Genomic DNA, 26,979 nt, shown 5'->3' on the forward strand with positions numbered 1-26,979 from the left:
CTGTTTTTGAAATATGAAGAAAATATATATGATTATGTTGGGACTGATGCTGGGTGCATCGTCCCTCTTCGCTCAACCGGGAGCTGTGCAGAAATCAGCCAAGAGCGTATTTACTCTCACCACCTTCAACAAGGATGGAAACATCATTTCATCCACGCAGGGTGTATTTATTGACAACAAGGGAACTGCCATCAGTACCTTCAAGCCATTCATCGGAGCCGTCAAGGCAAGCATCGTGGATGCTTCGGGCAAGTCGATGGAGGTAGACGCCCTCCTCGGAGCCGACGAGCTTTACGATGTGGCGAAGTTCAGAGTGGTGGGCAACACCGCAGCCGCCCGCATCGCAGCCAAGGAATCGGAGGCAGGCAGCAAGGTGTGGCTCGTTCCCTATTCCATCAAGAAGTCACCATTCCAGCAGGAGGAGATTTCAAGCGTAGAGAAGTTCAAGACCACCTACAATTACTACATCTTCTCCATCACCGTGCCCGATAATGCCGTGGGCTGTCCTTTCGTCAACAAAGACGGTCAGGTAATCGGAATCATGCATAGCAACGGTCAGGTTACGGCCATCGACGCCAACTATGCCAAGGAGCTGAAGGTAACGGGACTTTCCACCCTCGATGCAGCGCTTCGCGAGACAGGCATCCGCACCGCCCTGCCTGATGTGGAGCAGGACGCCATCACCATGATGACGCTCAACAAGGCGCAGCTGAGCCGTGAAGCCTACACCAAGTATGCAGACGAGTTCCTCGCCAGTTTCCCAACCTCCGCCTTCGGATACAAGGAGAAGGGTACGATTCTGGTAGAGCAGAACGAGTTTGAGGAGGCAGCCAAACTGATGGAAGAAGGCATTAAGAAGGCGAACGCCAAGGATGAGGCTCACTCCAACTATTCAGAGCTGATCAGTCAGAAACTGGTGTATAAAGGTGATTCAGCTTTCAAGGCGTGGACTTACGACAAGGCGATTGAGGAGGCGCAGAAGGCTTATGCCATCAAGGCGAACCCGGTGTATAAGCATCAGGAAGCCCGCATCTGGTTTATCAAGGGTGACTTCCAGAAGGCGTACGATATGTTCATGGATTTAACCAAGACGGACATCCGCAGCGGCGAGCTCTATCTGGAGGCAGCTCAGTCGAAGACTCGTCTGAAGGCACCTGCATCAGAAATCAGGGTGCTTCTGGATAGTGCCATCGTAGCATCGAAGGATGCGGGAGTATTGGCAGGAAACTACTATCTGGCTCGTGGCCAGTTCCTGGACGAGCAGGGCGAGTATCGCAGTGCTTTGGCCGATTACAACCAGTATGATTCCATAGCCCGCCCCGTGAATCCGGAGTTTTTCTACACCCGCTACAAGTGTGAGACTCGATTGCGTATGTGGCAGCCGGCGCTCATCGACATAGCCCGTGCCTGCTATCTTTCGCCAAAGGAGCCTACGTTTTTTGCCGAGTGGGCAAGTCTGGATTTGCGTGTCAAGAGATTTGAGGAAGGTGTCAGTGCTGCCAAGCAGTGCATAGCCCTGGCTCCGGAATACGCTGATGGCTATCTTCTCCTCGGTTTGCTTCAGATAGAATTGAAGCAGAAGGACGAGGCATTGAAGAATCTGGCGAAGGCAAAGGAGCTGGGTGATGCTCGTGCAGAGGGATATATTAAGAAGTATAGTCGATAAAGTAAACACTTTAAAGAGGAAAAACTAAAATAAACGCCCTGAAAGGGAAAAGCTTTTAAACACGAAGCTTTACTCTTTCAGGGCATTTTTATTTATTGAAATTCCTCCTTCACATCAAAGCAAGGACAGGCCTTGTTTGAGAATTCATTATGTCCATGAACCTCAGCCTCCGGATATTCCTCCTTCAGCTGCTCTATCAGCGCTTTCAGCGCCGCCTTCTGCTCGGGGGACATAATCGGTCATGAAGGATTCCAATAAATCGGAAACCAAAATGACCGAAAATGACCATGACCGGAAATGACCGGATTTAAACTATAGGCGAAACTTTCTGATAACGCCTGTCTGGCAACATAGCAATTAAGCCTTGCCGCTTCAAGTTCTTCAACATCTAAGCCTAATAATACATACCCAATGACAATCTATGAACTATCAACTGATACCGTATTTTATATTTATTTACATTCGATAGGTTCTTTCGGCTGAAACATAACTAATAATTCCACCAAACCACAATCTACATCTTTATATGCATAATGTTCTCTCTTACTTTTTTTAATTATATAATCAGCATATAATGCGTACTCCCTTGGTATTTTATTATTATTAAGTTTGATACTACCTTCCATCACTTTCGCTAAATAAGCACCAATGTAATAAATCTCGCTTACTCCATATATGCCATTTTTAATACACTGCATGCGGAATTTGAAATATTCAACAATATGTTTCTGTTGAAACAAGTAAAAAATAATATCTAAATCATACAGAGACATTGCAATTATTGGTAAATTTTGCTCACTATAACTTTTCAAATAACTTAGAGTTGATATTCCAGGAAAAGTCAATTCTAACCATCAGGCAAACGTACCCGAGGCTTTGCCCAACTTTGCCCAAGGCTTTGGGCACTTATACCCGGAATTATCGGTTAATAGTGCTCATGTTCTCGGGTATCGGTGCTCATGTTCTCGGGTATAAATCCTCATGTACATGGGCACAAACCCAGAACGTCATTTCCGGTCATTTTCGAATCAACACATAGATGATAACGGGAGCACCGAAGAGCGGGGTTATGGCATTGAGCGGAATGATTCCACCATCAGAAGGCAGCGTGCAGAGCAGATTGCAGAGCAAGGCAAGCACGGAACCCATGAGCATCGTGGCTGGCAGCAGGCGGCGATGGTTCTCCGTGCCGATGACAAGACGGGCAATGTGGGGAGTGGCAAGACCGATGAAGGCAATGGGACCGCAGAAGGCTGTTACCACCGACGTGAGCAACCCCGTAACAACCAGCAGGGCAATGCGGAGCCTGCGGATGCGAAATCCCAGATTCTCGGCATACTGTTCGCCCAAGAGCAGGGCATTGAGCGGCTTGATGAGCAGAAGAGAAGCCAGCAATCCGAGGATGGCAATGGGAATGAACCATCTCACCTCTCCCATCGAGACATTGCCGAAACTTCCCATGCCCCAAACCATATAGGATTTCACACCCTCTGCCGTACTGAAGAAATTCAGCAGCGAGATGGCACTGCTGGCAAGATATCCTATCATCAGACCAATGATGAGCAACACCGTATGACTGCGAACGATGGCTGAAAAGAACGTGATGACTCCCATCACCAGCATCGCCCCCACAAAGGCAGCCAGCAGGATGGCAAGGAAGCCGCCGACAGCCACCCCATCGGCAGTATCGAGAAAGCCCATGCCCCAATCGCCCAGCGAAATGGTGCCGCCAAAGGCGAGCATCACTACGGCAACCGCCAAGCCTGCTCCGCTGCTGATGCCGAAGACATCAGGACCCGCCAGGGGATTGCGGAAAGCCGTCTGGAGAAGCAGTCCGCTCGTGGCAAGGGCTGCACCCGAAAGCAATGCCGTGATGGCTTGCGGCAGACGGGATTCCAAAACAATGTAACGGAAAGTTTCGGAAGAGGAATCGGCGGAATTGCCCGAGAGAATCGCCATGACCTCCCGCCACGGAATGCTGACGCTGCCCCATGCCAGATTGGCAAGAAACAGCAGGATGATGGTGCCAGCCAGGGCGAAGGCGTATAAAAATCCTTTGTTCATCATAAGTTCACGTTTAAAGAATAAAAATGCTCCGGGAAAAGTCGTTCGACTCTTCTCGGAGCATCTCAGTTATTTCAAAAAGAGTTCACACCCGTTGTTACTTGCTCTCCTCTTCAGCCTTCTTGGTCTCTGCAGCTGTAGGACCATAGAAGCCGTAGTAAGCCTGGTAACGTGTGTAGCCCCAGTTAGCCTGAGCCTTCTCTGGGTCGAGCTCCTTAGCCTTGTCGAGCACCTTGATAGCCTCCTTGTAAACTACCTTGCGACCGTTAGGATCCTGCAAAGCACCAGCCTTGCTGTTGTAGCAGGCACCGAGGTAAGTCAGCACTGTTACGTTGTCTGGCTTGGCAGCAAGAGCCAGCTTCAGGTTCTTGATGGCATTGTCAGCATCGTTCTTCTGGATATACATCATACCCAGGTTGGCGAGTGCAACGAAATTGCTAGGGTTCTTGGCGATGGCTGCGTTCAGAAGCGCCTCCTGCTCCTTCTCCATCTTCATAGAAGAATACATAGAGTTCAAACCGTCGAGGATTACATCGTTGTTCTCGTCCTGAGCATAGAGGCCCTTGAGCTTGTCTACGTAAGCCAGAGAGTCGGCATGAGTCTTCAAACCGTCCTTCATTACATAGAGCTTGAGGTTGAGGGCGTCCTTAGCCTCCTTCTCGCTCTTCATGGCGATGTCGCAATACTTCTCGCAACGGGCTGCGTCCTTAGCCTGATAAGCATAGCGTGCAGCGAAGAGAGCTACCTGACCGATATACTCCTTCTCGCCATCCTTCTGCTTAGCGTCGATGCCGGCGAAGAGAGGCTCAGAATCTGTATCGAGGAAAGCACCCCAGTACTTCAAAACCTCATCAGCCTTGTTGTTCTGCGCTGCAGTCTGACCTGCATTGACGAGCTGAACACGAGCAGCCCAAACGCGGGCAGCGTTGCCACCGAACTTAGGAGCTACCTTACCCTTGGCATTAGGAAGCTGATCATACTTGTAGCACTCAATGGCATTCATCAGCGCATTGTAAGCGCCTTCGTTCATTGCGTTCTCGTCGATAGGATCATTCTTCTTCATGATCTGGTTGGTCTGCATGATGCTCTGCTGGTCGTTGTAAGCCTTCATACTGAGGTCAACGAGCTTGTTGTAGGCCTTGGCCTTCTCTGCGTCGTTAGCCAACTGACCCAGGTTCTGCTTCAGCAATGTCTCTGCCTCAGCGTAAGTCTTAGCCTTCATGACAGCCTTAAGTGCATCACTGTCGCCTGCAAATGCTGATGTGGCACCTAGTACCAACATAGCAGCTACGATTAACTTTTTCATTTTCTCTTTAAAGTTTAAAAGTTGTTATTGATTTTTTACGCGTCTTCAATATTATGTGAACGAGTGTTCAGGATGTTACTCCTGAACGTTCTCGTCTTCATGATTCTCCAACTCAGCTTCAGCCTCGGCTGCCTCTTCGGCTGTCTTGGCACCCACTGTATCGTTCTCTATCTCCTCGCTCTTCTTGGCCCATGCCGAACGGCTCTCTTCTTCTACCGAAGCTTCGAGCTCTGAACTCATCACCTTGCATACGCTGGCAATGACATCGTTCTTCTTCGACAGGTTGATGAGGCGGACACCCTGGGTGGCACGGCCCATCACGCGGCAGTCGGCAACGGCAAGGCGAATCACGATGCCGCTCTGGTTGATAATCATCAGGTCGTTATCATCGGTAACGTTCTTGATGGCTACCAGGCGACCGGTCTTATCGGTGATGTTGAGGGTCTTCACACCCTTACCGCCACGGTTGGTTACACGGTAGTCAATCACGTCGGAACGCTTGCCGTAACCCTGCTCGCTCACTACCATCACGGTCTCGCGATCTGGGTCGTTGACAACAATCATACCTATCACAGCATCGTCGCCTTCATCGAGGCGCATACCGCGAACACCGGTAGAGGTACGGCCCATGGTGCGGATCTGGTCCTCATTGAAGCGAACGGCACGGCCATTGCGGTTGGCGAGAATCAGCTCGTTGTGACCATTGGTGAGTCGAACATCTACCACCTCGTCGCCCTCTACGATGTTGATGGCTATCACACCGTTGGCACGTGGACGGGAGTATGCTTCCAGGCTGGTCTTCTTCACCGTACCATTCTTGGTAGCGAATACTACGTAATGGCTGTTGATGAACTCAGCGTCGTTCAAGCCTTTGAGGCGGAGGAATGCATTCACCTGGTCATCGCTCTCGATGTTGAGGAGGTTCTGGATAGCACGGCCCTTAGAGTTGCGGTCGCCCTCAGGAATCTCGTAACACTTCAGCCAGTAACAGCGGCCCTTCTTGGTGAAGAACAGCATGGTCTGGTGCATGGTGGCTGGATAGATATACTCGGTGAAGTCCTTGTCGCGAGTGCGGGCACCCTTGGCACCAACGCCGCCGCGAGCCTGCTCACGGAATTCTGACAATGGAGTACGCTTGATGTAACCCAAGTGACTCACGGTGATGACCACTGGATCGTTAGGATAGAAATCCTCTGGGTTGAACTCGTGGTCGTCTGGCTTGATCATGGTGCGGCGAGCGTCACCATACTTCTCCTTCACCTCGTTGAGCTCGTCCTTCATCACCTTCTTGCAAAGCTCTGGGTCGTTGAGAATCTGATTCAGGTAGTCGATGGTCTTCATCAATTCGTTGAACTCGTTGTGCAACTGTTCCAGGCGCAGGCCGGTCAACTGGCTCAATCGCATATCCACGATGGCCTTACTCTGCAGTTCATCCAGCTCGAATCGCTTCTCCAGGTTGCGCTGGGCATCGGATGGAGTCTTGCTGGCACGGATGATGTGAACCACCTCGTCGATGTTGTCGCAGGCGATGATCAGTCCTTCGAGGATATGAGCACGCTCCTGCGCCTTCTTCAGTTCAAACTGGGTGCGGCGGATAGTTACGTCGTGACGATGGTCTACGAAGTACTTCACGCATTCCTTCAGGGACAAGAGACGTGGACGACCATTGACCAGGGCAATGCAATTCACTGAGAATGAGCTTTGCAGGGCGGTCAGCTTGAAGAGTTTGTTCAAGAGAACGTTGGCATTCGCATCTCGCTTTACGTCTACCACGATGCGCATACCCTGACGGCCAGACTCATCGTTTACGTTGGCAATGCCGTCAACTTTGCCTTCCTTGGCAAGGTCGGCAATCGCCATGACGAGCTGCTCCTTGTTTACACCGTAAGGAATCTCGGTGATTACAATCTTGTCGTGGTTCTCGCCAGTCTCAATTTCGGCAGTGGCGCGCACCACGATTCTTCCTCTACCCGTATCATAAGCGTCCTTCACGCCCTGGATGCCGTAGATGGTGGCACCTGTAGGGAAGTCAGGAGCTGGGATATACTGCATCAATCCGTCGGTATCGATGTCAGGGTTGTCGATGTAGGCGCAGCATCCGTCAATCACCTCGCCCAGGTTGTGGGTAGGGATATTGGTAGCCATACCCACGGCAATACCGTTACCGCCGTTTACCAGCAGGTTAGGAATCTTGGTAGGCATCACGGAAGGCTCCTGGAGGGTGTCGTCGAAGTTGTTCATCATATCCACGGTCTCCTTGTCGAGGTCGTCCATGATGTGCTCACCCATCTTCGAGAGTCGGCACTCCGTGTAACGCATCGCTGCAGGAGAGTCACCATCCACAGAACCGAAGTTACCCTGTCCGTCGATGAGGGTGTAACGCATGTTCCACTCCTGACCCATACGAACCAAGGCACCATATACAGAAAAGTCGCCGTGAGGGTGGTACTTACCGAGCACCTCACCTACCACGCGCGCACATTTCTTATAAGGTTTGTCACTGGTGTTTCCAATACCGAGCATACCGTAAAGAATACGGCGATGCACAGGCTTGAAACCATCGCGCACATCAGGGAGGGCACGAGCCACAATCACCGACATAGAATAGTCGATGTAGCTAGACTTCATCTCCTCCTCAATGTTGATCTTCATGATTCTATCATGATCCATTGTCTGATTTTCGTCCATTTCTTATATTAATAATGTTTATACCTTATTTATATAGTGAATTGTATCATCTGCCCCTGCCATCAGGATTCTGACGTCCGCATGGCGTTTCACCACCCACCTGCGAAAAGCGAAAAATCGCGTTTAAGGGCATTTATTTGCGTTCTAAGCCGTTTTGTGCTTCCGAAAACACCGACAAAGGTACAAAAAATAAATGAAACAAAATGCTTCGAAGCCGAAAAAAATGATATTTTAGCATTTATTGTATATTAAATAAGTTAAAAAGTTGACCAAACTCTTGCATAATACCAAAATATTGTGTAATTTTGCATCGTAATATAAACATATAAAACATGCAAAATCCATTTCAACATATCAACGATGTACTCAACTTCAGCGGCAAGGAAGCAAGCCGCATGTTGAGAAGTCAGGTGAACACAGAGCACCTGATGTTGGGAATACTGCACGCAAACAACAAGCAGGTGAACGACATCTTTGACCACTTCGGAATCAATGCGGACGTATTACGCTCCACTCTCTATGACTCCCAGGAGAAGGTGATGGAGGAAGTATCCGTGAAGGGAGATGAACCGGAGACTGACAAAAGGAAACAGGGCAAGGGACTGACCTACAACAGGGAGACTTCTGCCGTAATCAGCGATTCGCTCATAGAGGCACGTCTCTGCTCAGGACATTCGGCCATGGTGGAACCTATCCACCTGCTGCTCGCCATCCTGAAAAACGAGCAGAGCGACCCTGCCAAGCTGCTCATTACACAAGGACTCACTTACAGCAAACTCTTTGACTACCTTTCTAGCTACCACGACGAGATTGAGGACAAGCTCAACAAGCTGAACCAGGAGGTGGAAAACTATAAGCGCACCCAGGAAATTGAAAACGCAACGGAAGGAAACAAAGAACCGAATGATGAGGAAAGCGACGGAGACATGATCGCTACAGGAGGTACTGACGTGCAGGACCACGAAGGCGACCTGATGGACCCGGACGAGGAACCACTCGACTTCAGCGACGAGCATGCTGATTCCAACCAGGGAAACCGTGGGGGCAACATGGGCAACAACAAGACCAACATAATCGGTGCCGGATCGAAAACCACGAAATCGAACACGCCAACCCTCGACAAATACAGCTTCGACCTGACCAAGGCGGCAAAGAGCGGAAAGCTCGACCCCGTGATTGGAAGAGACAAGGAGATTAACCGCGTGCTTGAAATCCTGGGCAGACGCAAGAAGAACAACCCTGTGCTGATAGGCGAACCGGGCGTGGGCAAGAGTGCCATCGTGGAAGGACTGGCTCTGTTGCTCGCCAAGCAGGGCAGCGACCAGAGCTCACTCTTCTTCAACAAGCGAATCGTGAGCCTCGACCTTGCCGGGCTCGTAGCCGGAACCAAATACAGAGGACAGTTTGAGGAGCGCATCAAGGGCATCATCAGAGAACTGGAACGCAACGAGGACATCATCCTCTTCATCGACGAGATTCACACGATGATTGGAGCCGGAAGCGCCGAGGGAACGATGGATGCGGCAAACATCCTGAAACCAGCCCTGGCAAGAGGCACCCTGCAGTGTATCGGAGCCACCACCCTGAACGAATATCGCAAGAGCATCGAGAAGGACGGAGCACTGGAAAGAAGATTCCAGAAGGTGATAGTAGACCCTACTACCCCGGAAGAGACACTGCAGATTCTGCGCAACATCAAGGAACAATATGAGCAGCACCACAACGTAACCTTCACCGACGAGGCACTGGAGGCCTGCGTGAAGCTGAGCGAAAGATACATCAACGACCGCAACTTCCCAGACAAGGCTATCGACGTGATGGACGAGGTGGGCTCACATATCCATATCAATTCTGCCACCGTTCCGGAAGAACTGATTGAGGCAGAGAAAAAGCTCAACGAGATTGTCGCCAAGAAACAGGCTGCCGTGGCTTGCCAGAATTTCGAGATGGCGGCTACCCTGCGCGACTGCCAGACCAAGCAGGAGCAGGACATTGAGGTTATCCGAAAGAAATGGGAACACGGAGACCCGAGCCACCGCACACTGGTTGGCGAGACTGAAGTGACCGACGTAATCAGCCGAATGACCGGTATTCCTATGCAGCGCATGGCTGAATCGGAAAACAAGCGACTCAAGGAAATGGCTGATGTGCTGAAGGCGGAGGTCATTGCCCAGGATAGCGCTATAGATAAGGTGGTGAAAGCCATACAGCGCAACAGAATGGGACTCCGAGACCCGAACCACCCTATCGGCGTGTTCATGTTCCTGGGGCCTACCGGCGTGGGAAAGACCTATCTTGCCAAGAAACTGGCAGAGGAACTCTTCGGTTCGGCTGATGCTCTCTTCCGCATCGACATGAGCGAATACGCTGAAGGCTACAATACGGCACGACTCATCGGTTCGCCTCCGGGATACGTGGGCTACGACGAGGGCGGACAGCTGACCGAGAAGGTGAGACGCAAGCCTTACAGCATCGTATTGCTCGACGAGATTGAGAAAGCCAGCAGCCAGGTGTTCAACCTGCTGCTCCAGGTGCTCGACGAAGGCCGACTGACCGACGGCAACGGCCGACTCATCGACTTCAAGAACACCATCATCATCATGACCTCGAATGCCGGAACCCGACAGCTGAAGGAATTTGGCCGTGGCGTGGGCTTCAATGCCGGCGGACTGAGCGGTGAGGGTACGCTTATCGGCGAGAAGGACAAGGAATACGCAAGAAGCGTGGTTCAGAAGAGCCTTGCCAAGCAGTTTGCCCCAGAATTCCTGAACCGTCTCGACGAGATTATCACCTTCGACCAGCTCGACATCAATGCCATCAAGCGCATTGTGGACCTGGAGTTGAAGAAGCTGGTAAAGCGTGTGGAAGAAAAGGGTTACCACTTCCAGATGACCGACAAGGCCAAGGAATTCGTGGCAACCAAGGGCTATGATGTTCAATTCGGCGCTCGCCCACTGAAGCGAGCTATCCAGAACTACGTGGAAGACGGACTCTGCGAACTGCTGATGGAAGAAAGCCTGCAGCCAGGCGACACCATCTGCATCGGGAAGAGTGTGAAGAAAGACGAATTGACATTCAAAAGAAATAAAAAATGATATAAAGAGTAAAATAGAAAAAAAGTTTAAAATGAACTTGGAATGAAAGATTCCAAGTTCATTGGCGGCTTCAGCGGAAGCCGTTCTAACGAAGAACGAGCTGGCTAGTGATAGTCAGCTCGTTCTTTTGTTAATGATGGTTAACGGCATGAAAACTTTTCGGAAATCATTTCATCAATTGAAAAATATTCATTACCTTTGCATCCGCTAAAAGAGAAAAAAGCCATGATGGCTCAGTTGGTAGAGCAACGCATTCGTAATGCGTGGGTCGCGGGTTCGAGTCCCGCTCGTGGCTCCTTATATATCTATTAGGTTTATAAATATAGCACTACAAAACGCTTATTGCGAGATTAGCACATCGGTAGTGCACGGGCTTCCCAAGCCTGTGAGGCGGGTTCGACTCCCGTATCTCGCTCTCCTATTCTTTCATCCCCCTTTTCATTATTCACTCCCTCATTTTCATCATCATCCCTTTTTTCATCATTCACCCTCTCTATTTCATCATGCTCTCTTTTTTTGCTTTCCCAGCGTAAACCTTTACGCACGAATTTTGCTGTTTTGAGGTACAATCTACCGATATTTTTTATACCTTTGCATCAGATTTCAGAAAGATATGAAAATCTGATCTCTATACAACATTTATTAAAGAGAAAGAAATAGATGTATAATTTAAAAGTATACTAATTTTAAAACAAATAACAGACAAAATAATAAATCATGAAAGAGCTTAAAGCATTGAACAAGCGCACTGCTCCTAAGAGCGTAGCGCCAGAGAAAATCATCCAGTTTGGCGAGGGTAACTTCCTGCGTGCATTCGTTGACTGGATTATATGGAACATGAACAAGAAGACCGACTTCAACGGTTCTGTCGTTGTAGTTCAGCCATTGGCTGGCGGTATGGTTGACTGGCTGAACGGTCAGGACTGTCTCTATCACGTAAACCTTCAGGGTAAGGAGAACGGCCAGGCAATCAATACATTGGAGCGTATCGACGTAATCAGCCGTGCACTGAACCCATATTCTCAGAACCAGGCTTTCATGGCTTTGGCTGAGCAGCCTGAGATGCGTTTCATCATCTCTAACACAACTGAGGCAGGTATTGCATTCGATGACTCTTGCAAGTTCACAGATGCTCCTGCTGCTTCTTACCCAGGTAAGTTGGTTCAGTTGCTGTTCCACCGCTACAAGTTCTTCGAGGGCGACCCAACTAAGGGTATGATTCTGATGCCATGTGAGCTGATCTTCCTGAACGGTCACCACCTGAAGGAGTGCATCTACCAGTATATTGAGCTTTGGAAGGAAGACATGGGTGCTGACTACGAGGGCTTCAAGGAGTGGTTCACCAACCACTGCTATGTTTGCGCTACACTCGTAGACCGTATCGTTCCTGGTTTCCCACGCGACACCATCAAGGAAATCCAGCAGAAGGTTTGCTACAAGGACAACCTCGTAGTAAAGGCTGAGAGCTTCCACCTCTGGGTAATCGAGAAGGCTGAGAACATGACTGTAGAGCAGATGCAGGAGGAGTTCCCTGCTCACAAGGCTGGTCTTCACGTTCTCATCACAGACAACGAGAAGCCATACCACGAGCGTAAGGTTACTTTGCTGAATGGCCCTCACACAGTATTGAGCCCTGTTACATACCTCAGCGGCGTAAACATCGTTCGCGATGCTTGCGAGCACCCAGTATTGGGCAAGTACATCCACAAGGTACAGTTCGAGGAGTTGATGCAGACATTGAATCTCCCTATGGACGAGCTTCAGAAGTTCGCTTCTGACGTATTGGAGCGTTTCGAGAACCCATTCGTTGACCACCAGGTAACCAGCATCATGCTGAACTCATTCCCTAAGTTCGAGACTCGCGACCTCCCAGGCGTGAAGATTTACCTGGAGCGTAAGGGCGAGTTGCCACAGGGATTGGTATTCGGTCTTGCTGCCATCATCACTTACTATAAGGGTGGTGTTCGTGAGGACGGTGCTCCTATCCAGCCAAACGACGACCAGAAGATCATGGACAAGCTGACTGAGCTTTGGGCTACTGGCGACACCCAGAAGGTGGCAGAGGGTGTACTCGGCTTCGACTACATCTGGCATGAGAATCTGAACGAGACTGTTCCTGGCTTGACAGAGTTGGTTAAGAAGGATCTCGACCTCATCCAGGAGAAGGGTATGTTGGAGGCTGTGAAGACCATCCTCTAATTGAAGAAGAAATAGTTATCAAGGTAAAAGGATAGTAAAAAGAGTCCGGTAAGTTCAAGCATGGCTTGATTCTTACCGGACTTATTTTTTATCAGAGTATTTTCATCATGAAATGTAAAGCCAATAAATGGCCAGGAGCACCAAAACCATAATGGAGCCTACCACCATCTTGATCATGCAGGTGGCAACCTTCTTCAAGACAACGATTCCAATCACCAGAGCCGCCAATGCAAAAGCATAATAAAGGAAATTATCCATTGCGCCCCTCCTTTCTGAATGGCTTGCGATTTGCATTAAAAGGCTTCTTTCCTCTTTCATCAAATGACTTTTTTCCTCTTTCGTCGAAAGGCTTGCTGTCTTCCTTCATCGCTCTGACGAACTCGTTAGGAATCGGTGTTTCGAACTCCATCGGCTGATGGGTTACCGGATGGTAGAAGCAGAGCACATAAGCATGCAGGCAAAGACGACCGCATGGATCATCGCCATTACCATACTTAATGTCACCACAAACCGGGTGTCCCATATCAGCAGTATGCACACGAATCTGGTTCTTTCTACCCGTCTCCAGCTTATATTCCACCAGAGAATGCTCGGTGGTGCGCTGCAGGGTATGGAAATGGGTAACGGCGTACTTGCCGCCATTGTCCGTATCGCTGGCATAAGTGATATAAGCCTTGTTATCCTTCAGCCAGTTGGCTACGGTTCCCTCATCTTCCTCCATCTCTCCGGAAACCAGGGCCACATATCGGCGGTCGTAAACGTTATGATGCCAGTCATCCTCCAGGGCAAGCTCGGTCTGCTTATCCTTGGCGTAGATCATCAGACCCGAGGTGTCGCGGTCGAGTCGGTGAACCACGTGAGCCTGACAGTTCTGGCGGGTCTTGTGGAAGTAATCATCCAATACGGTCTTCACGTTGAGCGTAGAATGACCGGCAGCCATGCTGAGGATACCCACGTTCTTCTCAACTACGATGATGTAGCGGTCTTCGTAAACAATCTTGATGTATCTGCTCTTGAAGACCTCCTGGTTCTTCTTGGTCTTGCTTACGCTCACCTTCATGCCCGGTTTCAGGGCGTAGTCAAACTGGGTGATGGTCTTTCCATCCACCTTGATACCCCTACCCTGCAAGGTTTGCTTCACCTTGGTCTTGCTAGGACCCTTCACGTTCTCCATCAGCCACTCCAACAGCTGTGCTGGTTTCTCCACCTTGTAGTGGTCGTATTCGTTGGGGTTGCCATAGCCGTAAGCATTGTTGCTGTGCTTACTGAAATTTCCTTTATTATTCTGTTGTTTCATTTCTTGTTTTGTTGCTATCTTGTGTCTTGATCAGCCCCTCTTGGTGCCAATTCAGCCTACAAAAGTAAGACTTTTCTGCAAAATAACAAAGAAGAGCCCCTTTTTTAACTAAAAATTAGTAACTTTTGCCAATAAAACATTGATATACAAATAATTTTTCGTAACTTTGCACCCAAATTAAGATAAAATCAGATAAAAGATATTTAGAAATAAGGAATGATTACAGTAACAAATCTTGCAATTCAATTCGGTAAGCGAGTGCTTTACAAAGATGTAAACCTCAAGTTCACTCATGGTAATATTTACGGTGTAATCGGTGCCAACGGTGCCGGTAAGTCTACCCTGCTCCGCGCCATCAGCGGCGACTTGGAGCCAAACAAGGGAACTGTGGAGATGGGACCAGGCGAGCGCCTTTCCGTTTTGGAGCAGGACCACTTTAAGTATGACGAGTTCCGCGTGATGGACACCGTACTGATGGGCCATCAGCCATTGTGGGAAAACATGAAGGAGCGCGAGCGCCTCTACGCTAAGCCAGAAATGACAGAGGAAGATGGTAACCTGGCTGCTGAGCTGGAGCTCAAGTTCGCTGAGATGAATGGTTGGGAGGCTGAAAGCAACGCTGCCCAGCTGCTCCAGAACCTTGGCGTAAAAGAGGAACTCCACGATAAGCTCGTAGGTGAACTTTCTAACACAGAGAAGGTGCGCGTGATGCTGGCGAAGGCTCTCTTCGGTAACCCAGACAACCTCCTCCTCGATGAGCCTACCAACGACCTCGACCTCGACACCGTAGAGTGGTTGGAGGAATACCTCAGCAACATCGAGCAGACTGTTCTCGTGGTTTCTCACGACCGTCACTTCCTCGATGCTGTCAGTACACAGACCGTGGATATCGACTTCGGTAAGGTAACCATGTTCGCCGGTAACTACTCTTTCTGGTACGAGAGTTCTCAGTTGGCTCTCCGCCAGGCTCAGAACCAGAAGATGAAGGCTGAGGAGAAGAAGAAGCAGTTGGAGGAGTTCATCCGCCGATTCTCTGCCAATGTGGCTAAGAGTAAGCAGACCACATCCCGCAAGAAGATGTTGGAGAAGCTGAATGTTGAGGAAATCCGCCCATCTAGCCGTAAGTACCCAGGTATCATCTTCCAGATGGACCGTGAACCAGGCAACCAGATTCTGGAGGTTGAGGGCTTGAAGGCTTGCGATGAAGACGGAACAGTGCTCTTCGACAATGTAAACTTCAACATCGAGAAGGGCGAGAAGGTGGTATTCCTCTCTCATAACCCTAAGGCGATGACTGCGCTCTTCGAGATCATCAACGGCAACCGTAAGGCTGACGTAGGTGAATACAAGTGGGGTGTAACCATCACCACTGCCTACCTCCCACTCGACAACACCGAGTTCTTCCAGAGCGACATGAACCTGGTAGATTGGCTGAGCCAGTATGGTCCAGGCAACGAGGTAGCGATGAAGGGCTACCTGGGAAGAATGCTCTTCAGCGGCGAGGAAGTGTTGAAGAAGGTGAACGTGCTCTCAGGAGGTGAGAAGATGAGATGTATGATTGCCCGCATGCAGTTGCAGAACGCCAACTGTCTGATTCTCGATACTCCTACCAACCACCTGGACTTGGAGAGTATCCAGGCATTCAACAACAACCTGGTGGCTTTCAGAGGCAACATCCTCTTCGCCAGCCATGACCACGAGTTCATCAACACCGTGGCAAACCGCATCATTGAGCTCACTCCATCTGGAACCATCGACAAGCTCATGTCTTACGACGAGTATATCTACGATGAGGCCATCAAGGAGCAGAAGGCAAAGATGTATGGTGTGCAGCAGTAACCAGAATACACATATTTATATATATAGAGAGAGTGCCAATCTGATGCGAATCGGATTGGCACACTCTTTGTTAAACACCTAATAAAAAATAATCATGTTTAAAAAATTTAAGACTATGTCACAAGAAAAGAATATAAAAGTTGAAGACGGTAACGCTCAGGAGCAGGTTCTTAACGAGAACGCTGAGCAGAACGCTACTCAAAACGAGAATAATGCCGAGGCAAATGCCGAAGAGCAGGAAGCTGGAACTGACAATGAGTCGGCTAAGGCTGACAACAAGGCAGAGAACGCTGACAACAAGGCAGAGAACGCTGAGGTTGACCCATTGACCAAGGCTCAGCAGGAAGTGGAAGAACTCAAGAAGACGCTGCTCTACAAGACTGCAGAATTTGAGAACTACCGCAAGCGCACCATGAAGGAGAAGGCAGACCTTATCCTCAACGGCGGCGAGAAGACCATTTCTGCCATCCTCCCTGTTCTCGACGACTTTGAGCGTGCACTCGCCGACAAGAGCGAGGACCCTAAGGCCATCAAGGAAGGCGTACAGATGATTTTCAATAAGTTCGTAAAGACACTTGAGGGTCTTGGCGTGAAGAAGATTGAAACTGCCGACAAGGATTTCGATGTGGATTTCCACGAGGCCATCGCCATGGTACCAGGAATGGGCGACGACAAGAAGGGCAAGGTAATCGACTGTGTACAGACTGGTTACACCCTCAACGATAAAGTGATCCGTCACGCCAAGGTTGCCGTAGGTCAGTAATCTGAGCGCCAATCATCTTCGTGATTTAATTGCCTATAATTTGATTGGCTTCAGTTTATCCATCATCAAGGAGGAGAATATCATTCAAGAAACATCATTATTAGAATAAAGAATTAGCAATGGCTAAGAGAGACTATTATGAGGTGCTTGGCGTAGATAAGCAGGCATCAGAAGACGAAATCAAGAAGGCTTACCGCAAGATAGCCATCAAGTATCACCCTGACCGCAACCCTGGCGACAAGGAGGCGGAAGAAAAGTTCAAGGAAGCTGCCGAGGCTTACGAGGTTCTGCACGACCCTCAGAAGCGTCAGCAGTACGACCAGTTTGGATTCAACGGTCCTCAGGGCGGATTCGGCGGCGGATTCGGTGGTGGAGCCAGCATGGACATGAATGACATCTTCTCTATGTTTGGCGACATCTTCGGCGGACACGGGGGATTCAGCGGATTCGGCGGTGGCTTTGGAGGCGGTGGCGCTCAGCCACAGCAGTATCAGGGAAGAGACCTGCGCGTTCAGGCTAAGCTCACCCTGCAGGAAGCCTTCACAGGATGCACCAAGAAGTTTAAGATTCGCAAGGACGTGACCTGTACGGCTTGTCACGGTTCGGGCTGCGAGGCTGGTTCTCAGCCAGAAACCTGTCCTACCTGTCACGGCACGGGTTACACCGTACGCACGGTTCGCTCTATGTTCGGAACCATGCAGACCCAGGCTGCCTGCCCTACTTGCGGCGGCGAAGGCCATGTAATCAAGAACAAGTGTAAGGCTTGCGGCGGCGAGGGTATCGTTGCCGGCGAGGAAGTGGTAGAGGTAAACATCCCGGCAGGTGTTGACGACGGAATGGTTGTCACGGTTCCTGGCAAGGGTGGTGCCGGCAAGCACAATGGCGTGAACGGCGACCTGCAGGTGATTGTACGCGTGGAAAAGAGCGAGCAGTTTGAACGCCAGGACAAGGATCTCTATTACAATCTCGTGCTCGACTTCTCGACAGCCGTTCTTGGCGGCGAGATAGAGATTCCAACACTCGAAGGCAAGACCACCATCAAAATAGAACCGGGAACTCAGCCAGGCAAGCAGCTTCGTCTTCGCGGCAAGGGAATGCCGGCCATCAAGGGATATGGTTACGGAAGAGGCGACATCATCGTCAACATCACCGTCTACATTCCTAAGACTCTGAACAAGGAGGAGAAGGAACTGGTGAAGAAGTTCAAGGAATGCGAGAACTTCAAGGCTGATAATGCTGACAAGAAGTCAATCTTCGACAGCATCAAGAACCTGTTCAAGTAAAAACGGAAGTTGTAGTTTTTAGTATTAATACTGGCAATCTCATGCATTGGCTATCGCCGGTGATGAGATTGCCTTTTTTCATCTCATACATTAATATATAGCTCATGAATTATCAAGAGACAACAGAATACCTTTTTAACAGCACCCCAGTGTTCGAAAAGATTGGAGCCAAAGCATACAAGCCAGGCCTTCAAACCACCCATGCCCTGGACGAACACTTCGCACATCCCCATCGCCAATACAAGACCATCCATATTGCCGGAACCAATGGCAAGGGTTCCTGCTCTCATACCATCGCCGCCATCCTGCAGAGTCAGGGATACAAGGTAGGTCTCTACACCTCCCCTCATCTCGTAGATTTCAGAGAGCGCATCCGAGTTAACGGCGAATGCGTTCCGGAGCAGTATGTCATTGACTTCGTAGAGCAGAACCGAAGCTTCTTCGAACCCCTCCATCCATCCTTCTTCGAACTGACCACTGCCATGGCACTGAAGTACTTTGCCGAGCAGGGGGTAGATTACGCCGTAATCGAGGTAGGACTGGGCGGCAGACTCGACTGCACCAACATCATCACCCCAATGCTTTCCATCATCACCAACATCAGTTTCGACCACACCCAGTTTCTGGGCAACACGCTGGCAGAGATTGCCGGCGAGAAAGCAGGTATCATCAAGCCACACGTGCCAGTGGTTATCGGCGAATACCTGGAAGAAACCCGTCCTGTGTTCGAAGAGAAGGCGAAGGAGATGCAGGCTCCTATCCTCTTTGCGCAGGATTTCTCTGCGCAGGATACAGAGATGGAAAGCCATGTAGAGATGGAACTGAAGGGTTCCTACCAGGAATGCAACAGGAAAACCATCCTTGCAGCACTCAACATCCTCCGACAGAACACTACTATCGGCAACGCTGCCATCAGAAAAGGCTTCGCCAAGGTTTGTGAACTGACCGGACTCCGCGGCAGATGGGAGAAGCTCAATGATGCACCTCTCACCATCTGCGATACGGGGCATAATCTGGCTGGCTGGAACTATCTGGCTCCACAAATCAAGAGTGTGAAGGCAGAGACCAAGCACATCGTCTTCGGCATGGTTGACGACAAGGATGTGACACACGTTTTGCAACTTTTGAGTCAACAGCTCAAAAACGGGGTAAAATACTACTGGACGCAGCCTTCTACCAAAAGAGCCATCCCTGTGGCGAAACTGAGAGATTTCGCATTGGAGTATGACTTGCACGGAAATGCATATCATTCTGTAAAAGAAGCATATAAAGCAGCAAAAGAAAATGCGAGAAATAACGATTTCATCTTCGTTGGCGGTTCAAGTTACGTAGTGGCAGATTTGCTCTCCTGAAAATTTTTAGTTTTTTTAAATCAAATAATTGCTAAAAGATTTGTCACATTCATTTTTTTTTAGTTACTTTGCAGTAAATTACTTTAGTACATAAAGTAGAGTAACTAAACAATGACATATTATGAATACAGAACCAGTTAACAAGTGTGGTTTGAAAAGAGAAGATTTTCAGACCACAGTGAACGGAAAGAAGACTGATCTCTTCGTGTTGAGAAACAAGCAGGGCAACGAGATTGCTGTGACTAACTACGGTGGTGCTGTTGTTGCAATTATGATGCCTGACAAGGACGGCAACTACGCCAACCTCATTCAGGGTCACGACAACATCCAGGATGTCATCAACTCGCCTGAACCTTTCTTGAGCGTCCTCATCGGTCGTTACGGTAACCGCATCAAGGAGGGTAAGTTTACCCTTCATGGCAAGGAATATCAGTTGGCATGCAACGATGGCAAGAACCACTTGCATGGAGGTCCTACTGGATTCCACGCACACGTTTGGGATGCAACTCGCATGAGCGACAATGCCGTAGTATTGAAGTACACCAGCCCATACGGCGAGGAAGGATTCTCTGGAGAGCTTACAGTTTGGGTAGCTTACACCTTAACTGACGACAACGAATTCGTCATCAAGTATCAGGCTACAACCAACAAGATGACCATCTGCAACCTGACCCACCACGCATTCTTCTCTATCCAGGGAATTGCTAACCCAACTCCAACCATCGACAACATCATCTGTCAGGTTAACGCAGACTACTATCTGCCTATAGATGAGGAGTCTATCCCAACAGGTGAAATCCTGAAGGTAGAGGGTACACCATTCGATTTCCGCACTCCAAAGCCAATCGGTCAGGACATCAACGCGGACAACGAGCAGATTAAGAATGGTTCGGGTTACGACCACAACTATGTATTGAATAAGAAGGAAGAAGGCGAGATGAGCTTTGCTGCTCGCATCAAAGATCCAGTTAGCTGTCGTACCATGGAGGTTTACACCACAGAGCCAGGTCTGCAGATGTACACAGGTAACTTCCTGGCAGGCATCAAGGGTCAGCATGGTGCAACCTTCCCACGCCGCAGCGCAGTATGCTTCGAGGCACAGAAGTTCCCAGATACACCTAACCATCCTTACTTCCCAAGTTGCCGATTGAATCCAGGTGAGACATACACCCAGAAAACAATCTATAAGTTTGGCGTAGAGAAATAAAAATCTTTCATACAATATTAGGAGTTGCTGCCTCTAAATAATTCATGCAGAGGCAGTTGCTCCTTTTTGCGGTAAAACAGACTTGAGTAAACAAAACACGGGTAAACCGGCAATAAAACGCAAAATATTAAACATAACAATAAAATATCAACTATCAAAATTAAACAATGGAACAAAAAATTGGAAACAACAACGGTCGCATCATTGCAATCATTACGATGTGTTTTATCTTTGCAATGATTTCGTTTGTAACTAACATGGGAGCACCTTTTGGCAACATCTGGGGCTTTAAGTACTCTTGGGCAGCCATGATGGGTAACTTCATGAACTTTGCCGCTTACCTCTTCATGGGTATTCCTGCCGGCAAGATGATTGAAAACAAGGGTTACAAGAAAACTGCATTGATCGCACTTGCTGTCGGTACAATCGGTTTGATGATCCAGTACTTATCAAGCATCTTCGGTGACGACATTCCTGTCTTCACACTCAGTTCAGGCGCAGTTTGCCTCAACTTGATTATCTATCTGTTGGGTGCTTTCATCTGCGGTTTCTGCGTATGTATGCTTAACACAGTGGTAAACCCAATGTTGAACTTGCTTGGTGGCGGTGGTAACCGTGGTAACCAGCTCATTCAGATTGGTGGTACATTGAACTCTTTGAGCGGTACTCTTACTCCATTGTTGGCAGGTGTGCTCGTAGGTACAGTTACAGCCAACACAAGTATGAGCGACGTTGCTCCTCTCCTCTTCATCGGTATGGCTGTGTTCATCGCAGCTTTCTTCATCATCTGGTTCGTTGCTATTCCTGAGCCAAACATCAAGAAGGAGAATGTTCAGTACGACCACAGCCCTTGGTCTTTCCGCCACTGCGTACTCGGTGTCATCGGTATCTTCTTCTATGTAGGTGTTGAGATTGGTATTCCTGCTCAGCTCATCTTCTACATCAGTAGCATGGACTTTACAGGTGCTGCTTCTGTAGGTGGTGCTTTCGCTGCAGTTTACTGGTTACTCATGATGTGCGGCCGATTCCTCAGCTCATTCATCAGCGGTGCCATTTCTACCAAGACTCAGATGACAGTGGTTTCTTCTGTAGCAATTCTCCTGTTGCTCACAGCTATCTTCTTGCCAGAGACCAACACTCTGAACTTTGCCTTGGCAGGTGACTCGGAGATTGCTAATCTCCTCAAGCTCGACGACCATGGTACTGGCGTTGTTGCATTTACCATCCCTACCAAGTGTGTGCTCATCGCAGTCTGCGGTTTGTGTACTTCTATCATGTGGGGTGGAATCTTCAACCTCGCTGTTGAGGGTCTTGGCAAATACACTGCTCAGGCATCAGGTATCTTCATGATGATGGTAGTTGGTGGTGGTGTAATGCCTCTTATTCAGGATGCAGTTGCTAAGGCTGCTGGTCCTATCGCATCTTACTGGGTAATCATCGCCATGATTGCCTACATTCTCTTCTACGCACTCGCAGGTTGCAAGAACGTAAACAAGGACATCCCAGTAGAGTAATCTTTGGAACAACTTATCCCAGAGTAAAGTAAAGCTTTTACTACTCTGGGATAACAAAATGATAATCAAAACTTTAATAATAACTTTTTAAACTACAGCAATTATGGATATTGAAAAAGTAAGAAGCCGCTTTATCAAGCACTTTGATGGTAAAACAGGTAACATCTATATGTCACCAGGTCGTATTAACCTGATTGGCGAGCACACTGACTATAATGGTGGATTCGTATTCCCAGGTGCAGTTGACAAGGGCATTATGGCTGAGATTCGTCCTAACGGAACAGATACAGTTATGCTCTACTCTATCGACTTGAAGGACCGCGTTGAGTTCAAGGTAAATGACCCAGAGGGTCCTCGCGCTTCATGGGCACGCTACATCTATGGTATCTGCCAGGAAATGAAGGCTTTGGGCGTTGACGTTAAAGGTTTCAATGCAGCATTCTATGGTGATGTGCCTCTCGGTGCAGGTATGTCTTCTTCTGCTGCTCTTGAAAGCTGCTTCGCTTTCGCTCTGAACGACCTCTTCGGTGACAACAAAGTTTCTAAGTGGGATCTCGTTCTCGCTGGTCAGGCTACTGAGCACAAGTACGTAGGTGTAAACTGCGGTATTATGGACCAGTTTGCTTCTGTATTCGGTAAGGAAGGCAAGCTGATGCGTCTCGACTGCAACAGCCGTGAGTTTGAGTACTTCCCATTCGACCCACAGGGTTACAAGCTTTGCTTGGTAAACTCTAAGGTTAAGCACGAGTTGGCAGGTTCTCCATACAACGACCGTCGTAACTCATGCGAGAATGTGGTTAAGCACATTGCTGCCAAGCACCCAGAGGCTAAGTTCGAGACTCTCCGCGATTGCACATGGGAGCAGCTGGAGGAAGTTCGCACTGAGGTTGGCGAAGAGGATTACAGCCGCGCTCACTTCGTATTGGGCGAGAAGGACCGCGTATTGGCAGTCTGCGATGCCCTTGTGAAGGGCGACTACGAGACAGTAGGTCAGAAGATGTACGAGACTCACCATGGTTTGAGCAAGGAATATGAGGTAAGCTGCGAGGAACTCGACTTCTTGAACGATGTTGCCAAGGAGAACGGTGTTACTGGTAGCCGTATCATGGGTGGTGGCTTCGGTGGCTGCACCATCAACTTGGTAAAGGACGACATCTACGACAAGTTTGTTGAGGATGTTACCGCTAAGTTCACAGCTAAGTATGGTCACGCTCCTGAGATTTACCCAGTGGTTATCTCTGAGGGTTCTCACAAGGTTTGCTAATATTCATTATTAATATATATAAAGGAACTGCAGTTGACATTTGCCGACTGCAGTTTTTTTATGTCCTTTTTTTAACCCAAAAGAATTCCGAAAAAAACATGGAAAATTGAGGTAAATACGCCCGAAATAGGGTAATTATATGCAAATAGTGTTAAAATCACACTTTAGAATGAAAAAAGTTAGGGAAAACGCTTGCTAATTCGAAATAAAATTGTAATTTTACACCCAAAATTAATAAACGATATAAAACAACCTAAAAATGAGTAACGCAAAGAACCTCTTTATGGGAGTTGGTTTCGCGGCAATCGCTACCCTCTCAGCTTGTTCTTCAAGCAGCAATGCTAGTCTTACACAGTCAGGCTTGAATCCAGCAGACTTCGATTCTACTGTTTTGGGCAAGAAGACTGAGTTAGTAACCCTCAAGAATGCCAGTGGCATGGAAGTGTGCCTCACCAACTATGGTGGCCGTGTAGTTTCCATATCAGTTCCTGACAAGGATGGCAAACCTACAGATGTAGTATTGGGTTATGATAACATCCATCAGTATGCAGATACGCTCAACTCTCCATCTGATTACGGATCTTCAGTAGGTCGTTACGCCAACCGTATCAAGGATTCAAAGTTGACTATTGCTGGCAAGACTTACAATCTGAAGCCAAACGATAATGGCAACTGCCTCCATGGCGGTGGTGCTACCGGTTGGTTGAATCAGGTTTATGATATTACAGAGAAGAATGATTCTTCTGTAACCTTCACTATCCAGGCAAAGGATGGCGAGAATGGTTTCCCTGGTAATGTGACAGCTACTGCTAAATATACAGTGAAGAGTGATAATACACTCGATATCGAATTTGGTGCAACAACAGATAAGGAAACTGTTGTCAACATGACCAACCATAGCTACTTCAATCTTAATGGCGATCCTTCTAAGGAAGGTTTCGACCAGGTGATGTACATCAATGCAGATAAGTTCACACCAGCTGATAGCCTGTACATTCCAACAGGTGAAATCAAGAGCGTAGAGGGAACTCCAATGGATTTCCGCACTCCTACAGAGATTGGCAAGAAGGTGGATTACAGCTTCGACCAGATCAAGAACGCTACTGGTTACGACCACAACTGGTGTCTGAATACATATAAGGATGGCAAGGGCGATGACAAGACAGTATGCGCTAGCCTCTATTCTCCAAAGAGCGGCATCCTGCTCGAGGTATTCACCAACGAGCCAGGTATTCAGGTTTACACTGGTAACTTCCAGGGCACAGGCATTGCCTGCAAGCATGGCATCAAGTATCCAAAGCACGTAAGCGTATGCTTCGAGAGCCAGAAGTATCCTGATTCTCCAACCAAGATTGCCCAGGGCGTAAAGGGCTGGACAGATGCAACTTTGAAGCCTGGAGAGAAGTATTACTCTCACCTCGCTTACAAGTTTAGCGTTAAGAAGTAAGGAAGGCATCCAATAAAAGAAAGAATAAACAAATAATAAATAAAAAACAATCTTATAGTAATTATGAATTGGAATTCAACAGAATTCGTATGGCTTGATTGGACAGTGCTCGCCATTGGTGTAATCGGTGTAATCTGGGCTGTCTGGCATGCGATCGTGAAAGACAGAAAGGCTCAGAAGGGCGAAGACTCTTCTGCTTACCTCTTCGGTAAGGGCGAGCCATGGTATGTAATCGGTATGGCTATCTTCGCAGCCAACATCGGTTCAGAGCACCTCGTGGGTCTTGCTGGTACTGGCGCCAAGAGCGGTGTAGGTATGGCTCACTGGGAGATGCAGGGTTGGATGATCCTCATCCTCGGTTGGTTGTTCGTACCATTCTATCAGTTGCTCATTAACAAGATGGGTAAGATCATCACCATGCCAGACTTCCTGAAGTTCCGCTACACTCAGCGCACAGGTTCATGGCTCTCTATCATCACACTCGTAGCTTACATCCTCACCAAGGTGAGCGTTACTGCTCTTACAGGTGGAATTTTCTTCGAGTATCTCTGGGGCTTGAACTTCTGGGTAGGTGCCATCGGTTTGATCATCCTCACCACCATCTTCACCGTATTCGGCGGTATGAAGGGTGTAATGACCTTGTCAACCATCCAGACACCTATCCTCGTCATCGGTTCATTCCTCGTGCTCTTCCTCGGTCTCTCTACCCTCGGTGGTGGCAGCATCTCTGCAGGTTGGGCTGATATGATGGACTACTGCGGCAAGTTGAACAACGGCTATGGTACAACCCACATGTTCCACTGGGAGGCAGGTGACTCTATGTATCAGGAGTATCCTGGTTTCGTAGTATTCATTGGTGCAACCATCATCGGTTTCTGGTACTGGTGTACTGACCAACACATCGTTCAGCGTGTACTCGGTCAGGTTCCTGGCGAGAGCAACGTAGAGGTAATGAAGCGTGCTCGCCGCGGTACTATTGCAGCCGGTTTCTTCAAGGTTCTCCCTTGCTTCATGTTCCTCATTCCAGGTATGATTGCAGCAGCCTTGGCTCAGAAGGGCGCAATTCAGATGAACGAGACTGACGCTGCCTTCGCCATCATGGTAAAGACCGTACTTCCTGCTGGTATCAAGGGAATCGTAACCATCGGTTTCATCTGCGCACTCGTTGCTTCATTGGCAGCATTCTTCAACAGCTGTGCTACCCTCTTCACCGAGGACTTCTACAAGCCATTGAAGAAAGGTATGTCTGAGGCTCACTACGTACTCGTAGGCCGTATAGCTACAGTGGTAGTTGTTATCCTCGGTTTCGCATGGTTGCCAATCATGATGAAGATGGATACATTATATAACTATCTCCAGGGAATCCAGTCACTTCTGGCTCCAGCCATGGTAGCCGTATTCGCAATGGGTATCTTCTTCAAGAAGATTACTCCAAAGGCAGGTGAATACACCATGATTACTGGTTTCCTCATCGGTATGCTCCGCCTCGTTACCAACGTCATCACAGATACAGGTAAGGCAACAATGGATGGTGCTTTCTGGGATTACACCGCATGGTTCTGGCAGACCAACTGGCTCGTATTCGAGTGCTGGTTGCTCGTCTTCCTCATTATCTTCATGGTAGTAGTGAGCTGCTTCACACCAGCTCCAAGCAAGGAGCAGGTAGAGGCAATCACCTTCACATCAGACTTCAAGAAGTCTATCCGTGAGAGCTGGGGTGCTTTCGATATCATTGGTACACTCGTAGTAATCGGTCTCTGCGCTGCATTCTACGCATACTTCTGGTAAAACATAAAACAAAGTTTGGAGTTAGAAGTTAGGAGTTAGGATTTTCCTTTAGTGTAATCTACAAATATAATGCAATCTGCATATATTGAATCATGTAATCAACATGTGGATTTGCCTATATCCAACCATCCTTTCTTCTGCTTCTGGCTCCCAGCTTTCTTCCAACAAGATGCAAAGCTTCCGAAAGGGAGCAACCTAAGGAAACAG

The 26,979-nt window shown here is 48.6% G+C and carries 19 protein-coding genes and 2 tRNA genes; 14 read left to right on the top strand and 7 right to left on the bottom strand.

What is annotated here, in order from left to right; translation table 11 throughout:
• The first annotated feature begins 13 nt into the window (after positions 1-13).
• Positions 14-1,666, top strand: coding sequence for a tetratricopeptide repeat protein (locus KUA49_RS10020; protein WP_218411434.1), 1,653 nt, complete (start codon positions 14-16; stop codon positions 1,664-1,666).
• 92 nt (positions 1,667-1,758) lie between these two features.
• Here KUA49_RS10020 and KUA49_RS10025 read toward each other — a convergent pair whose 3' ends face one another.
• From KUA49_RS10025 to gyrA, 5 genes are all read right to left on the bottom strand, one after another.
• Complete coding sequence (locus KUA49_RS10025; protein WP_218411433.1) at positions 1,759-1,899, bottom strand: N-acetylmuramoyl-L-alanine amidase; 141 nt, start codon at positions 1,897-1,899, stop codon at positions 1,759-1,761.
• Positions 1,900-2,118: 219 nt separating this feature from the next.
• Positions 2,119-2,478, bottom strand: coding sequence for a hypothetical protein (locus KUA49_RS10030; protein WP_218411432.1), 360 nt, complete (start codon positions 2,476-2,478; stop codon positions 2,119-2,121).
• Between the two features lie 205 nt (positions 2,479-2,683).
• Positions 2,684-3,730 (bottom strand): iron ABC transporter permease, encoded by a 1,047-nt coding sequence (locus KUA49_RS10035; protein ID WP_218411512.1) that lies wholly within the window; start codon positions 3,728-3,730, stop codon positions 2,684-2,686.
• Between the two features lie 97 nt (positions 3,731-3,827).
• Complete coding sequence (locus tag KUA49_RS10040) at positions 3,828-5,036, bottom strand: hypothetical protein (RefSeq protein WP_218411431.1); 1,209 nt, start codon at positions 5,034-5,036, stop codon at positions 3,828-3,830.
• Positions 5,037-5,111: 75 nt separating this feature from the next.
• Entirely contained in the window at positions 5,112-7,724 is a 2,613-nt protein-coding gene (gyrA, locus tag KUA49_RS10045) for a DNA gyrase subunit A (RefSeq protein WP_218411430.1), read from the bottom strand.
• Between the two features lie 332 nt (positions 7,725-8,056).
• Between gyrA and KUA49_RS10050 the strand changes: the two genes are divergently transcribed.
• The 4 genes from KUA49_RS10050 to KUA49_RS10065 all read left to right on the top strand — a co-directional run bounded on the left by KUA49_RS10050 (position 8,057) and on the right by KUA49_RS10065 (position 13,018).
• Positions 8,057-10,819, top strand: coding sequence for an ATP-dependent Clp protease ATP-binding subunit (locus KUA49_RS10050; RefSeq protein WP_218411429.1), 2,763 nt, complete (start codon positions 8,057-8,059; stop codon positions 10,817-10,819).
• A 222-nt stretch (positions 10,820-11,041) separates the two neighbouring features.
• Positions 11,042-11,114, top strand: a tRNA-Thr gene (locus KUA49_RS10055).
• A gap of 49 nt (positions 11,115-11,163) precedes the next feature.
• A tRNA-Gly gene (locus KUA49_RS10060) sits at positions 11,164-11,234 on the top strand.
• Positions 11,235-11,536: 302 nt separating this feature from the next.
• Positions 11,537-13,018, top strand: coding sequence for a tagaturonate reductase (locus KUA49_RS10065; RefSeq protein WP_218411428.1), 1,482 nt, complete (start codon positions 11,537-11,539; stop codon positions 13,016-13,018).
• A gap of 105 nt (positions 13,019-13,123) precedes the next feature.
• Here KUA49_RS10065 and KUA49_RS10070 read toward each other — a convergent pair whose 3' ends face one another.
• Together KUA49_RS10070 and KUA49_RS10075 are read right to left on the bottom strand one after the other, a co-directional pair.
• Complete coding sequence (locus KUA49_RS10070) at positions 13,124-13,276, bottom strand: sulfate transporter (protein WP_203038479.1); 153 nt, start codon at positions 13,274-13,276, stop codon at positions 13,124-13,126.
• Positions 13,269-14,315, bottom strand: a complete 1,047-nt coding sequence (locus tag KUA49_RS10075; RefSeq protein WP_256624721.1) for an RluA family pseudouridine synthase — start codon at positions 14,313-14,315, stop codon at positions 13,269-13,271. The genes KUA49_RS10070 and KUA49_RS10075 overlap by 8 nt, the downstream gene beginning before the upstream one ends.
• Before the next feature lie 216 nt (positions 14,316-14,531).
• On the opposite strand from KUA49_RS10075, the gene KUA49_RS10080 reads away from it, so the two are divergent.
• From KUA49_RS10080 to KUA49_RS10120, 9 genes are all read left to right on the top strand, one after another.
• Complete coding sequence (locus KUA49_RS10080; RefSeq protein ID WP_218411427.1) at positions 14,532-16,154, top strand: ABC-F family ATP-binding cassette domain-containing protein; 1,623 nt, start codon at positions 14,532-14,534, stop codon at positions 16,152-16,154.
• 115 nt (positions 16,155-16,269) lie between these two features.
• A complete protein-coding gene (locus KUA49_RS10085) occupies positions 16,270-16,917 on the top strand; it encodes a nucleotide exchange factor GrpE (RefSeq protein WP_218411426.1) in 648 nt (215 codons plus the stop codon).
• 119 nt (positions 16,918-17,036) lie between these two features.
• Positions 17,037-18,200 (top strand): molecular chaperone DnaJ, encoded by a 1,164-nt coding sequence (gene dnaJ / locus KUA49_RS10090; RefSeq protein ID WP_203049975.1) that lies wholly within the window; start codon positions 17,037-17,039, stop codon positions 18,198-18,200.
• A 104-nt stretch (positions 18,201-18,304) separates the two neighbouring features.
• On the top strand, positions 18,305-19,552 hold the full coding sequence (locus KUA49_RS10095; protein WP_218411425.1) for a bifunctional folylpolyglutamate synthase/dihydrofolate synthase: 1,248 nt from the start codon (positions 18,305-18,307) through the stop codon (positions 19,550-19,552).
• Between the two features lie 121 nt (positions 19,553-19,673).
• Positions 19,674-20,759: an aldose epimerase family protein gene (locus KUA49_RS10100; protein ID WP_256624720.1), complete on the top strand. Its 1,086-nt coding sequence runs from the start codon at positions 19,674-19,676 to the stop codon at positions 20,757-20,759.
• A gap of 167 nt (positions 20,760-20,926) precedes the next feature.
• On the top strand, positions 20,927-22,273 hold the full coding sequence (locus tag KUA49_RS10105) for an MFS transporter (RefSeq protein WP_218411424.1): 1,347 nt from the start codon (positions 20,927-20,929) through the stop codon (positions 22,271-22,273).
• A gap of 103 nt (positions 22,274-22,376) precedes the next feature.
• Positions 22,377-23,537, top strand: a complete 1,161-nt coding sequence (gene galK / locus KUA49_RS10110; protein WP_218411423.1) for a galactokinase — start codon at positions 22,377-22,379, stop codon at positions 23,535-23,537.
• Positions 23,538-23,796: 259 nt separating this feature from the next.
• Complete coding sequence (locus KUA49_RS10115) at positions 23,797-24,984, top strand: aldose epimerase family protein (protein WP_218411422.1); 1,188 nt, start codon at positions 23,797-23,799, stop codon at positions 24,982-24,984.
• Positions 24,985-25,047: 63 nt separating this feature from the next.
• Positions 25,048-26,772: a sodium:solute symporter gene (locus KUA49_RS10120; RefSeq protein ID WP_203038487.1), complete on the top strand. Its 1,725-nt coding sequence runs from the start codon at positions 25,048-25,050 to the stop codon at positions 26,770-26,772.
• Positions 26,773-26,979: the final 207 nt, after the last annotated feature.

This window comes from Segatella copri, from assembly GCF_019249655.2.
GTDB lineage: Bacteria > Bacteroidota > Bacteroidia > Bacteroidales > Bacteroidaceae > Prevotella.